16 protein-coding genes and 3 tRNA genes are annotated in these 13,996 nt (G+C 53.4%); 12 read left to right on the plus strand and 7 right to left on the minus strand.

Translation table 11 applies throughout. The features are described from left to right. Positions 1 to 18 precede the first annotated feature (18 nt). Entirely contained in the window at positions 19 to 426 is a 408-nt protein-coding gene (locus tag J9788_RS06610) for a DUF4186 domain-containing protein (protein ID WP_182264126.1), read from the minus strand. Positions 427 to 1,121: 695 nt separating this feature from the next. Here J9788_RS06610 and ompC point away from each other — a divergent pair. Together ompC and J9788_RS06620 are read left to right on the plus strand one after the other, a co-directional pair. Further along, positions 1,122 to 2,258 (plus strand): porin OmpC, encoded by a 1,137-nt coding sequence (ompC, locus tag J9788_RS06615; protein WP_182264127.1) that lies wholly within the window; start codon positions 1,122 to 1,124, stop codon positions 2,256 to 2,258. Positions 2,259 to 2,415: 157 nt separating this feature from the next. Further along, entirely contained in the window at positions 2,416 to 2,832 is a 417-nt protein-coding gene (locus J9788_RS06620; protein ID WP_182264128.1) for a VOC family protein, read from the plus strand. Here J9788_RS06620 and J9788_RS06625 read toward each other — a convergent pair. After that, the gene (locus J9788_RS06625; protein WP_182265080.1) at positions 2,826 to 3,404 is read right to left on the minus strand and encodes a TetR/AcrR family transcriptional regulator; all 579 of its coding nucleotides are present in this window, start codon (positions 3,402 to 3,404) and stop codon (positions 2,826 to 2,828) included. The two genes, J9788_RS06620 and J9788_RS06625, sit on opposite strands and share 7 nt — an antisense overlap. A 108-nt stretch (positions 3,405 to 3,512) precedes the next feature. Here J9788_RS06625 and J9788_RS06630 point away from each other — a divergent pair, with 108 nt between their 5' ends. From J9788_RS06630 to J9788_RS06645, 4 genes are all read left to right on the plus strand, one after another. Then, the gene (locus tag J9788_RS06630; RefSeq protein WP_046896339.1) at positions 3,513 to 3,980 is read left to right on the plus strand and encodes a nuclear transport factor 2 family protein; all 468 of its coding nucleotides are present in this window, start codon (positions 3,513 to 3,515) and stop codon (positions 3,978 to 3,980) included. 127 nt (positions 3,981 to 4,107) lie between these two features. Then, on the plus strand, positions 4,108 to 4,437 hold the full coding sequence (osmE, locus tag J9788_RS06635) for an osmotically-inducible lipoprotein OsmE (RefSeq protein WP_004935874.1): 330 nt from the start codon (positions 4,108 to 4,110) through the stop codon (positions 4,435 to 4,437). Between the two features lie 157 nt (positions 4,438 to 4,594). Further along, positions 4,595 to 4,682 (plus strand) — tRNA-Ser (locus tag J9788_RS06640). A 6-nt stretch (positions 4,683 to 4,688) separates the two neighbouring features. Then, a tRNA-Thr gene (locus J9788_RS06645) sits at positions 4,689 to 4,764 on the plus strand. A 236-nt stretch (positions 4,765 to 5,000) separates the two neighbouring features. Here the strand turns inward: J9788_RS06645 and J9788_RS06650 are convergent. Then, entirely contained in the window at positions 5,001 to 5,243 is a 243-nt protein-coding gene (locus J9788_RS06650; protein ID WP_046896341.1) for a DinI family protein, read from the minus strand. A gap of 797 nt (positions 5,244 to 6,040) precedes the next feature. Here J9788_RS06650 and J9788_RS06655 point away from each other — a divergent pair. Further along, positions 6,041 to 6,655: a helix-turn-helix domain-containing protein gene (locus J9788_RS06655; protein WP_052759891.1), complete on the plus strand. Its 615-nt coding sequence runs from the start codon at positions 6,041 to 6,043 to the stop codon at positions 6,653 to 6,655. Further along, positions 6,656 to 7,144 carry a hypothetical protein gene (locus J9788_RS06660; RefSeq protein ID WP_046896343.1) on the plus strand — a complete coding sequence of 163 codons (489 nt, stop codon included), beginning with the start codon at positions 6,656 to 6,658 and terminating at the stop codon, positions 7,142 to 7,144. Here J9788_RS06660 and J9788_RS06665 read toward each other — a convergent pair. The 3 genes from J9788_RS06665 to J9788_RS06675 form a co-directional block, all read right to left on the minus strand. Next, positions 7,137 to 7,868 carry a metallophosphoesterase gene (locus tag J9788_RS06665; RefSeq protein WP_182264129.1) on the minus strand — a complete coding sequence of 244 codons (732 nt, stop codon included), beginning with the start codon at positions 7,866 to 7,868 and terminating at the stop codon, positions 7,137 to 7,139. The two genes, J9788_RS06660 and J9788_RS06665, sit on opposite strands and share 8 nt — an antisense overlap. 17 nt (positions 7,869 to 7,885) lie before the next feature. Beyond that, positions 7,886 to 8,548 (minus strand): VUT family protein, encoded by a 663-nt coding sequence (locus J9788_RS06670; protein ID WP_182264130.1) that lies wholly within the window; start codon positions 8,546 to 8,548, stop codon positions 7,886 to 7,888. 390 nt (positions 8,549 to 8,938) lie between these two features. Next, a complete protein-coding gene (locus tag J9788_RS06675) occupies positions 8,939 to 9,850 on the minus strand; it encodes a LysR family transcriptional regulator (protein WP_182264131.1) in 912 nt (303 codons plus the stop codon). Positions 9,851 to 9,975: 125 nt separating this feature from the next. Here J9788_RS06675 and J9788_RS06680 point away from each other — a divergent pair, with 125 nt between their 5' ends. Genes J9788_RS06680 through maiA form a run of 4 tightly spaced genes read left to right on the plus strand, consistent with a single transcriptional unit; the run spans position 9,976 to position 13,737 of the window. Further along, positions 9,976 to 11,325: an aromatic acid/H+ symport family MFS transporter gene (locus J9788_RS06680; protein WP_182264132.1), complete on the plus strand. Its 1,350-nt coding sequence runs from the start codon at positions 9,976 to 9,978 to the stop codon at positions 11,323 to 11,325. A 19-nt stretch (positions 11,326 to 11,344) separates the two neighbouring features. Next, entirely contained in the window at positions 11,345 to 12,382 is a 1,038-nt protein-coding gene (gene gtdA / locus J9788_RS06685) for a gentisate 1,2-dioxygenase (RefSeq protein ID WP_182264133.1), read from the plus strand. 15 nt (positions 12,383 to 12,397) lie between these two features. Then, on the plus strand, positions 12,398 to 13,099 hold the full coding sequence (locus J9788_RS06690) for a fumarylacetoacetate hydrolase family protein (RefSeq protein WP_046896349.1): 702 nt from the start codon (positions 12,398 to 12,400) through the stop codon (positions 13,097 to 13,099). 20 nt (positions 13,100 to 13,119) lie between these two features. Continuing rightward, positions 13,120 to 13,737, plus strand: coding sequence for a maleylacetoacetate isomerase (gene maiA / locus J9788_RS06695; RefSeq protein WP_182264134.1), 618 nt, complete (start codon positions 13,120 to 13,122; stop codon positions 13,735 to 13,737). 166 nt (positions 13,738 to 13,903) lie between these two features. Here the strand turns inward: maiA and J9788_RS06700 are convergent. After that, a tRNA-Pro gene (locus J9788_RS06700) sits at positions 13,904 to 13,980 on the minus strand. Between the last annotated feature and the right edge of the window lie 16 nt (positions 13,981 to 13,996).

Raw genomic sequence — 13,996 nt, forward strand, 5'->3', positions numbered from 1 at the left:
AGTTACTGACAGTTTTTATCACAATCCGCGATCCGGGTCGAAAAGATTCGCGCCTGATTCCTCTCCGGCGCCGCCTCGGCGCACCAGCCACAGGGCGATCGCCTGGACAATATAGTCTTTTTGCTGCTCGTCCAGCGCGACGCCCTGCGGTATGCCGTGCCATTTTTCCAGGCAGCTTCGGCAGCAGGTGGCGGTGGCGTGTTGGGCGACGAACACCGGGTGGCCGCGCATCGGCGTCTGCTTGCCATCGTTTTTGGGGTGGGCGGCGGCCAGACGGCGATCGATAAAGTCGCGGGCATGGCTGAGGATCAGCGGCAAGCCTTTGTCGTCAAGATAGCTCTGGTCTTTGGGATTCAAACGGAAACGGGCGCGGAAGGGGGAGCCTTGCAGCCGCCGCCATAGCGCCTCTGGGTGAAATGGCATCATGTCTTTACTCGCTGGGGGTGAGCTTTTTTTCAGGCTACCAGAAGTGAAACTCTGCGGCCAATTTTGCCTGCGACGCACAATATCAGGCAAGATAAAGCACGAAATGAAAAACAAATTCAATTTGTAGACCAAAATAAGAGAAAAGATTAGCAATTAGTGCGGATGTAAATTGGCGAAACTATATCGTGAGGTTATTTATTTGCGTGCTATTTGTGCGGATTGAAATTGTGAGGGAAGTATGGGGGCAAATAAAAAACCGGCCAGAAGCCGGTTAAAGGTATGCAGAAATTATCTTCGGATAATGAAGGTAATAATGAAAATAATGATGATAGCGAGGTGATTATAGCGGCTGCGTGCAGGCGGCGTTTTGGCACAATGTGCTTATTGTCCAGTACAATTGTATGGTTGGCTTTTTTTTCTTAAGGATTTGTATAACTGCATGATTTTTTATCAATTAATCTATTCTTTGTCTTTAAGTGCTTTATTTTGTTTGTCGGTAATGTTTTGTGAAAGTTCGCGCGTATTTACATTTTGAAGCCTTTATTAATTACACTGAAACACTATCGGATACTTGGTATCATTTTCTTTCTGGATTAATATAACCCTTGTTACCAGAATGGTAATGCACAGTCGTGCTAATAATGCTCGAAAAGGGCAGTGGCCGTAGCTCGACATAATTAACGAGGATAATAACGATGAAACTTCGAGTACTCTCTCTGATGGTACCCGCACTGCTGGTTGCAGGCACAGCAGGCGCGGCGGAAATCTACAACAAAGACGGTAATAAACTGGATTTGTACGGTAAAGTCGACGGTCTTCACTATTTCTCCAGCAACAACGGCGTGGACGGCGACCAGTCTTATATGCGTTTTGGCCTGCGCGGCGAAACGCAAATCAGCGATCAACTGACCGGCTACGGCCAGTGGGAATATCAGGCTAACCTGAACCACGCTGAAAACCAGGACAACAAGAACTTCACCCGTTACGGCTTCGCCGGTCTGAAATTCGGCGACTACGGCTCCTTCGACTACGGCCGTAATACCGGCGTGCTGTACGACGTCGCGGCGTATACCGACTTGCAGCCTGAGTTCGACGGTATGACCTACGGCGCCGACCAGTTCATGTTCCAGCGTTCCAGCGGCCTGGCGACTTACCGTAACAACGACTTCTTCGGTCTGGTTGACGGCCTGAACTTCGCCCTGCAGTACCAGGGTAAAAACGGCAATGGCGAAGAGACCAACAACGGTCGCGACGTCCTTGGCCAGAACGGCGAAGGCTACGGTATGTCCATGAGCTATGACATGGGCTACGGCATCAGCGCGGCGGGCGCCTTCTTCAACTCTCGCCGCACCAGCGAGCAGAACGGCGCTAACGGTCACCAGAACATCATGGGCCGCGGCGACAAGGCCGAAGGTTACTCCGGCGGTCTGAAATATGACGCCAACGACGTCTACCTGGCGGTGATGTTCACCCAGTCCTACAACGCGGCGCGTTTCGGCAGCTCTGCCAAGGATGATGGTGCTTACGGCTACGCCAACAAGGCGCAGAGCTTCGAAGCCTATGCGCACTACCAGTTCGATTTCGGTCTGCGTCCGTTCGTCGGCTATAACCAGACCAAAGGTAAAGACCTGGGCCGCGCCGGTAACGGCAAGGACTACGGCGATCAAGACCTGGTCAAATTCGTCGACCTGGGTGCGACCTACTTCTTCAACAAAAACATGTCTACCTATGTTGATTACAAAATCAACCTGCTGGACAACAACGACTTCACCGACGCTGCCGGTATCAACACCGACAACGTGGTTGCCGTGGGCCTGGTTTACCAGTTCTAAGCATCTCAGTGTGAACGTCATCGCGCGGCCTTCGGGCCGCGTTTTTTTTGCCTGTAAACCGGTAAAAAAGCACGGATTGATCCGCTATCGGCACGGGAAGCACCGTGGTTTTCCTCCTCTAAGCCTACGCTGTCAGTACAAAAAAGAGGGGGATGATATGGAACTCAAGATCGATAAGGTGATCGAAACGGTGCTGTACGTCAGCGATATTGAGCGCGCGGACGCCTTCTACCGAGAAGTGCTGAGGTTGCCGGCGATGGTCGCCAACGAGCGGTTCCGCGCCTATAACGTTGGCGATCGGAGCGTATTGTTGCTGTTTGTCGAGGGCGATTCGCTGCGCGGGGCGCGTTATCCGACCGGCTTTATTCCCGCGCACGATGGCGTGGGTCCGGCGCATATCGGGCTGGCGGTGGCGAAAGACCAACTGCCGCACTGGGAACGGCATCTGACGGCCAACGGCGTGGAGATTGAGGGGCGCATGCGTTGGGATCACGGTGGCGAGAGCATTTACTTTCGCGATCCCGACGCCCACCTGTTGGAACTGGTGACGCCGGGCATCTGGGCCAATTACTGATCGAACCCGCCTTGCGCCAACAACGCCAGCGCGGCATTCAGCACCTGCAACGCCGGCTGCGGCTGGCGCTCAATCTGCACCCTGACGATGGCGCCGTCGATCAGCATCGCCAATATCGCAGCGTGCTGTTCCCGCTGCGGGCCTGCGGGCAGGTGGCGCGCCAGTTCATCCGTCATCTGTTGCTTATGCCGGCCGGCGAGGTGCAGGCTTTCCGGCAGCAGATCGGCGATCTCCACGGCCGTATTGATAAACGCGCAGCCGCGAAAACGCGGATCGTCGAACCATTCCGCCAGGCAGGGCGCCAGCGCCGGCAGTAACCCGCCGCTCTGCGCCACATGTCGATCCAACGCTGTACTGAACCAGGTTAGCCACTGCTGGTGGCGATAGGCCAAAAACGCCGTAATCAAATCGTGCTTGCTAGGAAAGTGGCGATAAAACGTCACCTTAGTGACGCCTGATTCCTTGATGATGCGATCGATGCCGGTGGCGCGGATCCCTTCCTGATAGAACAGATCGTGGGCCGTCAGCAGGATGCGCTGACGGGCGGGCAAGGTATTGCGATCGGTGGTCATCATTTTTCTCCCTGGCTATTTTCGAGTGATTGTAGACAACTCTGTCTACATGCGCTAGCGTAATGATGTAGACAGAATTGTCTACACACCTTCACCCAGGAGATGATCATGAGCATTAAACCCCCATTGCCGCCTTTTACCCGTGAATCCGCCATCGAAAAAGTACGGTTGGCGGAAGATGCCTGGAACAGCCGCGATCCTGAGCGGGTGTCGCAGGTCTATTCCCTCGATACCCATTGGCGTAATCGCGCGGAGTTTGTCGACGGCCGCGCGGCGGTGGTCGCATTTTTGCAACGCAAGTGGGCGAAAGAGCTGGAGTATCGGCTGATTAAGGAACTGTGGGCGTTTGACGGCGCGCGCATCGCGGTGCGTTTCGCCTATGAGTGGCACGACGATTCCGGCAACTGGTATCGCAGCTTCGGCAACGAAAACTGGGAGTTCAATCAGGAAGGGTTGATGATCAACCGCCATGCCTGCATCAACGACATGCCGATTCGCGAACAGGATCGGCGTTTTCATTGGCCGCTCGGTCGGCGCCCGGACGATGTCCCGGCGCTGAGCGATTTCGGCTTTTGAATCCGATGTCGCGCCCGCGCCGGCCGAACGTGAGAAAAAGCGCACCGATCGACAAAGGGGAGTTTGTAGAAAAGCCTTTCCACTTCTAGACTTAGGGGACAACAAACGTACTCCAAGAGGACAAGCTATGACGAAGAAGTTGGTTTTGGCCGTCGGCACTGCGGCGGTATTTTCCATTCTTGCCGGCTGCACCGCCTATGACCGTGCAACCAGTTATGTCAATGAGCCGGTGGTCAGCGATGTCAAAGTAGGGATGACCAAGCAGCAGGTGCGGGCGATTGCCGGTCCGCCGTCGACGTCCGCCACGCTGATCCATGCGCAGGGCACTTGCGACACCTATGCGGTCGCGCCGCGCGATGGCAAAGTGCAAACGTATTTTGTCAGCTACAACGACACGGGCCATGTCATGAATAAGGGCTATCAAACCTGTTCAGACTACGATTCGCAGCCGAAGTAATCGCGTTTCAGCCGAACATAAAAGCCTCGCTTTTGCGGGGCTTTTCATTTTTTAAGCGTTTAAGGCCTGAAGTTTAGGCAACTGCGCCGCCGATGCGATTTTTTTGCATCAAAACGATAGACATTTCATAACGGTATCGCTAATATCAGCGCCCATTGGAAGGATGGCCGAGTGGTTTAAGGCAACGGTCTTGAAAACCGTCGAGTGTAACAGCTCCCAGAGTTCGAATCTCTGTCCTTCCGCCAAATTCAGCCGGCTTAGCTCAGTAGGTAGAGCAACTGACTTGTAATCAGTAGGTCACCAGTTCGATTCCGGTAGCCGGCACCATGACAGAGGCCCCAGCAGCGATGCTGGGGCTTTTTGTTATGCTGCTTGTACGAGGAAGAGGTGTCCACGCAGGAATACACGCTTCGAAGTGCGCCAGGATTAACCGATAATCGGGGGCATGTGCCGCAGTCAGTCCTTTGACCCAAGGGGGTATTCGCTGCGGAACCGGAGGTTGAGCGGTGCGATATGCTGGTGGAAATAATAGCCGGTGGGTCAGCCCGGCTTTCAGATTGGGTTTATATATCCATAACCAGCCACTGATCCGCTTCTTCGAACATCTCTTCCAACATCCTGTTCAGCTTTTCGCGATCGCTTTTGCTGGCGTCGGAGTTCAGGCCGTTGGCCTGCATCGGTTTCACGCGCACTTCCGCCTCCGGGAACAACGCATGCACGCGTTTTTCCAGCTCGTTGCGAATAATCTCGGCGGCGTTGGGCAGCCCAGCGACGTTGCGTTTGTCGTATACCAATTCTACAAACATGACTCACCTGTAAACACTGATTTAATGTACAGTATTCTGGCCTGAGGCGCTCGGGTTGGCAAGAGGGGGGGGGGCAATTTTGCATGAGGCGTTCATTCTTGCTTGCGCAGCGGGTGGCCAAGCCTGCCGCTGAATCTTTTTCTTACGTCTGGCCGATGGCCTGCATTTTCCCTGCTCGCTTCGCGCGTTGAATCTTCAAAGGACGCGATTATCCCCTCGGTGCCTGTGTTTTTCTCCTGTACAACTCAGTACGTAGGGCGGTGGCGCCGGGCTGGGTGCTCCCTGGTGTTGGGGGCCCGACGCCACCTTTCTGGTCGCCGTTCTTGGCATAAAATCGATCAACGCAGGTATGTACCGGAACTCGACGTTACGGGCCCTGACGCTGCTCCTTCGTGTTCTGAAGGAGAAAAAATCCCGAGTGTTAGGCAATAGTCGCTCTATGAGCGCTGAATAAAACATTCATCTCATTTTCTTTAAAATTATTGAACCGGGATGCGTCTTGCTCTCCAGGTTGGCTTCTGCGCGTTAAATTGCTGCGGAGTTAATGTAGTGTTTTTATAAGCAAATTGAATTATTTCAATGGCAGCCAGTCGCGTTCGTCAAGAACGGTGGTTTTTAATAAAATTGTTTTATTACAATGGTTTTTCTGTATTTTCATATACCTTTCGCCCTGGGCCATTGTCATGTTCACCCAGTAAGTGGTTTAATATTTTTAAATTCACTTTAATGACGCTAAAGTATAGGGTTAAAACATTATAATGCAACTAAACAACATTAAAATATCAGAAGAAAATGGTATGTCATTGAAAATGATTGGTGAAAACCTCACTTACCTCATGCGTATGCACGGGATTGACGCCAGTCGGTTGAGCTGCGAAACAGGGATAGGTATTGCCACGATCAATAATCTGAGGAAAGGCGTGGGGAATCCCACGATCGCCACGCTTGCGTCAATTGGTGAGTTTTTCAGCGTAAAAGTAGGAGAGCTGACTGACAAGGATTTAAGCGCCGCGGGAGAGGGTAAACACAATGTGAGATCGCTTCCGCTCATTAGCTACAGCGATGTAGAGCGTTTCTTGGCCAACACGATCAGAACGGCAGATACCTATACGACAGAAGTCGATGACATGACGGACGATTCGCTGTTTGTGGTAGAGATAACGAATAATTCACTGTCGCCTGAATTAGACCGTGGAACGTATTGTGTGATCTCCCTCAAGGAGCCATTTTGCGATGGCGATATCGTCTTGGTTAAGCTGAAAAATTACCCAATATGTTTAAGGCGAGTTTTTGTTTCCGACGACGACTTGTTGTTTACAAACATCTCATTAGATTCAGATAGCAGTGTGAAGTCCTATAGCGATTATGCGATCGTCGGTGTTCTATTGAAAACGATAAAGAGGCTGAAATAAATGGATTTATTTAAAATAATGAGAAAGTTAAGAAAGATATACTCTCCCAGTTACCTATACACGTTAGATCGTAGCGTTATCCGAACGGCGGATGGATATTGGCTTTTCAAAGAGTTTGGCACCCATACTTTCGTGAAAAAAAGCTGGGGGCAACTCATTGAGGGCGATTTTCTCAGGCACGTTAACCCGAAAGACATCGCTTTTATCGCCGAGACCGAATCTAAGATAAAAGTCGCCTCGGCCAAACTGTCGATTCATGAAGAGAAACGAAACTGTATGTGGACGTTGAAAAATGACGTTGACTCGATATCAATATCAGGGGCGGATTTTCTAAGGGATCGCGATCTTGTTGACAAAACGGAGTCCCTGGATGCGACAAAAATAGCCTTTTATGCCGGGGTAAAGGAAGGCAGAGCACTCTCTGCCTCATTGAAAAATGCAAAGAAAAGTGACAGGTCTAAAAAAACAATACTGACGTTGATTAAATAAACCAGGGTTCGACGTGAATATGCTCATCGAAGGTAATCACGCTGAAAGCCGAATTGTCTATGGTACTGACATCGCTTGTGCCGTTTTTCCATTGCGAACAAATCGCCGGGGAAACAGAGATTAAGGTATCCCCCAGCTTTCTTTGGAATAACGTATGTGCATGGCCTGAGCCGATAAACTTAACGTTTAACCGTTGGCAGAGGCTCAAAAGCTCCTCAGCATTGCTTAACATACAACTATCAACAATGGGCGTGCCTACAGGAATAGGGTGATGATGTAGGAAGACGGCGATCTTTTTATTGCCGCTCGAGACTATGGCTTTTTCAAGCGTTTCGAGCGAATGCGTCGAGACCCTGCCGAAATCTTCATTATCGACCACCGAGTCGATGCTGAGCATGCGCCATTCGTCATCTTCAAACGAGTTTATATCATAGCTGCCGCCCTGTTTACGGGCTTCATTGTCCAGGTTTTTTTTGTTGTCGTGATTGCCTGGGAACAGATAGAAAGGTAATGAAGTGCGATTCATTATTTTAAAGAAGCGCTCATAAGAGGGAATATCGCCATCATGCGAGATGTCACCTGTCACAATGATTAAGTTGGCATTAATTTTGTCGGCATTGGCGTTAATGAAGTCAATCGCCCTTTCGAAATTAGCAAGATGCTTCGAAGCCAGCGCGCTTGCATTAGGCATAATATGTATGTCACTAATCTGAATTACTTTCATGCTATACCCTGTTGATATTACTTAAATGGATTGTATGAAGTGCCCCAATCATAGTGATCGGTGTTTTCTATCTTCTTCACCCACTCGACTAAGGCGATAGCGAGCGGTAGCAATACAATAGAGACGACAACTTTATAAGACCACGTCGTGCTTATGATGTTAACCAACTCTATAAAGGTATATTTTCCTGAAAGACTTATCGGATAGGCTGTCAGCAACAGGGCGGCCTGTGTAGACATGGAACCAATAATATATCGGATAAAGAAGTATTTTCCTGAGAAAATAATCTTCATCTTTGAAATAATAAAACCATTGACGAAATAAGCGACCGGAACGGACACCCAGGTGCCTATCATGACTCGCCAAAATTCATGGTATAAAGAATAATAGTGCGTGGCGATATCATTGTTTTCTGGCTGAATAACGGCTGAGAGATTAAGTATTATGACATATAAGCTTTGGCAGAACACCATGATCCATATTGCTCTTACCGACAATTTATAGCCGTAAACCTCAGTCAGCAATGTTGATATCAAGAAACACAAGGAGAATACAATGCCGCTTGCCGTTATTTTAAAACCATAGATATCAAAGACTTTATAAACCAACGTGTCGCAGGTGATCATAATGGTCACCGTCAGGCCAACAAAAAGGCCATAGAGATTGAGATTTCCTTGCATTTTTACTCCTTATTTAGTCCGTGTTCTTCTGTTATTAATTATCCATACTTATTTAACGCGCAAATTACGCAACCCGCGAGTCGCATAATGAGACGCGAATAATGTCACATGGCCATCATGCCTCTTTATTCAAGCAAGACAACAACGCCTTCTCCCCTCCGTGCCCGGCTGGCGAGAGCGTCACGCCAAGTTTTGCGGAGAATGCTGATGGCCTGTTCGGCGGGGAGAGAGGATTTTACCCTGATTCATTAATATTGCTAATGAATATATTGCCTGGTTCACGCAGTGTCAATCAAGAACGAAGGGCACAGCAAACCGCGGCCGTGAAAAGTCGCTGCGCAGGTTGTTACGGAATTTAAGGGTAGCCACAACCGGGGCGGGGGCCGGTTTTTATCTGGCCTGCGTCAGCAGCTGCAAAAAGCGGCTCAGTGCGGCAAAAGGCGGCTCGCTGTTGCGCCAGAAGACGCCCACGCTGCCTTTCTGCTCTATCTTCGGCAGGTTCAGGATCGCCAGTTGCCCCTGACTGGCATAACGCTGCGCCAGCCGTAGAGAAAGAATGGAGATCATGTCGCTGCTTTGCAGCAGGTTGGTGCTGACGTTCATCGATGCTGATTCAACCGTGTTTTCAGGCAGCATCACGCCGTTATCTGCCAACGCATTATCGATGCTGAGGCGGATTGGCGTGCCGGTCGGCCAGACTATCCAGCGCCAGTGGGTGAGATCGTGCCAGGTGAGGGAGGCGGATTTTGCCAGCGGATGGTGAGGGCGGGCAACGAAGCATACCGGTTCGGTGTAGAGCACTTGATAGTTGAGCGGCAGTTGCAGCGCCCGCCCTCCGACGCGGCCCACGACGACATCCACCGCGCCCGCGAGCAGATCGTGCAGCAGCGGGGTCATCACCTTTTCCTCAATATTGAGATGCAGCGTCGGCATTTCCTGCAGCAGGCTCAATATGGCCTGCGAAACGCAGTCGGTCGCCACCGGCGAGCAGCCGATTTTCAGGCTTCCCACCAGCCCGCTTTGCTTAAAGCGGGCGATTTCAGACTGCGAACGCTCCAGATCATGGATCAAACGCTGCGCATGCTGAAGCAGCAATTTCCCCCCCTCGGAGGGGCGTAGCCCTTTGCTATGCCGCTCAAAGAGCGTGAGCCCAATCTCATCTTCAAGCTGCGACAACCATTTTGACAGAGCGGGTTGGGAGATGTTCATCATCCGCGCAACGTGGGTCAGATTGCCCTGTTCACCCAATGCCACCAACATTTGCAGATGGTGCAGCTTCAATTTCTGCGCCCAGTTCGCCATTTGTTATAACCCTCCGGTTATGTCTCCGCCCGAAAAGCCATTGTACATTTTATCGCTAAAGATACAAATTTGTAACATACCTAAAACAACACAGACATCTCCCTACCTGCTCCGAGGCGCTCACTATGACTCAACGGCGTGATTTACAAGCACTGATCGACGCAGCCCCTATCGGCAAGACGCAGTGGCGCGTCATTCTCTGCTGCTTTTTGGTGGTGATGCTCGATGGTTTTGACACCGCCGCCATTGGTTTCATCGCGCCCGACATCCGCGCCCAGTGGCAGCTGTCCGCCGGTGAGCTGGCGCCGCTGTTTGGGGCGGGATTGCTGGGATTGACGGCGGGCGCGCTGCTTTGCGGTCCGCTCTCTGACCGCTATGGCCGCAAGCGCGTTATCGAACTCTGCGTGGCGCTGTTTGGCGCGCTGAGCCTGATTTCGGCCTTCTCCCCCGATCTGCAAACGCTGGTCGTTTTGCGTTTTCTCACCGGCTTGGGCCTGGGGGGCGCGATGCCGAACACCATCACGATGACCTCTGAATATCTGCCCGCTCGCCGCCGTGGCGCGCTGGTCACGCTGATGTTCTGCGGTTTCACGCTCGGTTCGGCCCTGGGCGGGATCGTCAGCGCCCAACTGGTGCCGAGGGTGGGGTGGTCCGGCATTTTGGTGCTCGGCGGCGTCTTGCCGTTGATGCTCTTTGCGGCGCTGCTATTTGCCCTGCCGGAATCCCCGCGCTGGCAGGTTCGCCGCCAACTGCCGCAAAAGGTGATTGCCAAAACGGTCAGCGCCATGACTGGCGAGTGCGATAAAGAGACCCATTTTTATCTGAACGAAGCCGCCACGGCGGCCAAAGGCAGCATCAGCCCACTGTTCGCCGGCCGCCAGTTGCGCATCACCCTCATGCTCTGGGCGGTTTTTTTCATGAGCATGCTGATCATCTACCTGCTCTCCAGCTGGATGCCGACGCTGCTTAACCACCGCGGTATTGATCTGCGGCATGCCTCCTGGGTGACCGCCGCTTTCCAGATAGGCGGCACGGTGGGCGCGCTGGGGTTGGGCGTGTTGATGGACAAATGCAATCCCTTCCGGGTGTTGGCGGTGAGCTACGCCTTGGGTGCCGTGTGTATTGTCATGATTGGCCTGAGCGAGAACGGCCTGTGGCAAATGGCGCTGGCCATCTTCGGCACCGGCATCGGCATCAGCGGGTCGCAGGTCGGGCTGAATGCCTTGACCGCCACGCTCTATCCGACGCAAAGCCGGGCGACGGGCGTCAGCTGGTCCAATGCCATTGGCCGCTGCGGCGCGATTGTCGGCTCGCTTTCCGGCGGCGTGATGATGGCGATGAATTTCTCATTCGATACGCTATTTTTCATTATTGCCCTTCCGGCGGCGCTCAGTACGGTGATGTTAATGCTGCTGACGGCTGTTGTTCGCCTGTCTGCCCCAGCCCCTGACACGTTGCCTCGCGCAGCGTCGTGAATGAAAAAGGAGAATCCCTATGCCTGAACGCCATCAGGATGTTAACCCCAGCCGCCAGCAGTTTTACCGGCAGATTTCCGGGCAGAACCTGATCCCGTTGTGGGAGTCGCTGCACCATCTGGTGCCGTCAACGCCGAATGCAAACTGCGCCCCGGCTTACTGGAACTATCAGGAGATTCGCCCGCACCTGCTGGCCAGCGGCGAGTTGATTGGTGCCAAAGAAGCAGTGCGCCGCGTGCTGGTGCTGGAAAACCCGATGTTGCGCGGACAAGCCGCCATCACCCCAACGCTGTACGCCGGATTGCAGTTGATCATGCCGGGCGAAATCGCGCCGAGCCATCGCCATAATCAGTCCGCGTTGCGTTTTATCGTCGAAGGGAAAGGGGCATTTACCGCCGTTGACGGCGAACGAACGCAAATGCATGAAGGCGACTTCATTTTAACGCCGCAGTGGCGCTGGCACGATCACGGCAATCCCGGTGCTGAGCCGGTGGTATGGCTGGACGGTCTGGATCTGCCGCTGGTGAACTTGCTGGGCTGCGGTTTCGCGGAAGACTATCCGCAAGAACAGCAGCCCGTGACGCGCCGGGAGGGGGATTATTTACCGCGTTATGCGGCCAATATGCTGCCGCTGCGCCATCAAAAAGGCAACTCATCGCCGATTTTCAACTACCGCTACGATCGCAGTCGCGAAACGCTGTACGACCTCACCCGCATCGGGGACGCCGACGAGTGGGACGGCTACAAGATGCGCTACGTCAATCCGGTGACCGGCGGCTATCCCATGCCCTCGATGGGCGCTTTCCTGCAACTGTTGCCGAAAGGCTTTTCCTCACGAAAGGCGCGCACCACGGACAGCACCCTCTACCACGTGGTGGAAGGGCGCGGCCAGGTCAGCATCGGCAACGAAACCCTTCACTTTTCGGCAAAAGATATCTTCGTGGCGCCGACTTGGTTCGACGTGTCGTTCCAGGCGGACGAAGACACTGTGTTATTCAGTTTTTCGGATCGGCCGGTTCAGGAAGCCCTGGGATTGTTCCGTGAAGCACGTTATTAATTTGGGAGAGACAACATGACGCAATACGTATTTGCACCGCCAGCCCCCGTGACTGTTCCTGTCGTGGGGAGTGATAAACAGTTCCCCGTGCGCCGTGTCTACTGCGTCGGGCGCAACTATGCCGCCCATGCCCGCGAAATGGGTTTTGATCCGGATCGTGAGCCGCCGTTCTTCTTCTGCAAGCCTGCCGATGCGGTGGTGCCGGTGGCGGCCGGCGAAACGCTGGCGCTGCCGTATCCGGCGCAAACGGACAACTATCACTACGAAATCGAATTGGTGGTGGCGATTGGCAAACGGGGGAGCGATATTCCGTTGGAAAAGGCGCATGAATATATCTGGGGATATGCCACGGGCCTGGACATGACCCGGCGCGATCGGCAGATGGACATGCGTCAAATGGGGCGCCCATGGGAAATCGGCAAGTCGTTCGATCTCTCTGCACCCATCGCGCCACTGCATAAAGCCGGCGACAGCGCAGACGTCAACACTGCGCCTATCTGGCTGCAGGTCAATGGCAGCGATCGTCAGCGCAGCGACATCCGTCATCTGATCTGGTCGGTGAATGAAACCATCAGCTATCTGTCCGGCTTTTTTGAGCTGCAGCCCGGCGATCTGATTTTTACCGGCACGCCGGAAGGGGTGGGCGCGGTGGTGAAAGGCGATGTGATTACCGGGAATGTAGAGGGGCTTACCCCTATCGCCGTGAAGATTGTCTGAGGCTGATTCTGAGGTGAATGATGAAGCTGTACAGTTTTTTTAATAGCTCAGCGTCCTACCGCGTGCGCATTGCGCTGGCGCTGAAAGGTATCCATTACCAGACGGTGGGCGTCAATATTCGCATCGGGCAGCAGAATGAGCTGGCTTATCGGCGCATGAACCCGGTCGGGCTGGTGCCGACGCTGCTCACGGACGACGGCGAGTCTCTCAGCCAGTCGCTGGCGATTACCGACTGGCTGGATCGCCATTTCCCCCAGTCGCCGCTGTTGCCGACGGCCGATCCGGCGCGCAGCCGGGTACTGGAAATCGTTTATGTCATCGCTTGCGATACTCACCCGGTCAATAACCTACGGGTGTTACGCTACCTGAGTGAAGAGCTGAAGGTGAATGAGGAAGAGAAAAAACGCTGGTATGCGCACTGGATCCGGCAAGGGCTGAGCGCCGTGGAACAGCTGTTGCTCCAGAGGCCGCCAGGGCCCTTCTGCGTTGGCGACAGCCCGACGTTGGCGGATTGCTGCCTGATCCCTCAGTGGGCGAATGCCCTGCGGATGGGGTGCGATCTGAGCGGGTATCCGCGCTGTAAAGCGATTTACGACGCCTGTACTCAGCTCCCGGCGTTCATCGCCGCAGCGCCCTAAAACCAACAAGACAAAATCTCAGCCTGAGCCTGATAAGGAGAAAGGCCGTCGCGAAAGCGAGGCGCGCAATGATCGTTGGGGGAGGCAGGGGCGAAGCGGCTGCGCTCTTATCCTCTCAAAGTGCAGACGAAAAAAAACCTGCTGTTACAGCAGGTTTTCTTGAATTTGGTCGGCATGAGAGGATTCGAACCTCCGACCCCCGACACCCCATGACGGTGCGCTACCAGGCTGCGCTACATGCCGACGCTATGAAAAATCA

Origin of the sequence: Serratia sp. X10, from assembly GCF_017811775.1 — a bacterium.
Classification (GTDB): domain Bacteria; phylum Pseudomonadota; class Gammaproteobacteria; order Enterobacterales; family Enterobacteriaceae; genus Serratia; species Serratia ureilytica.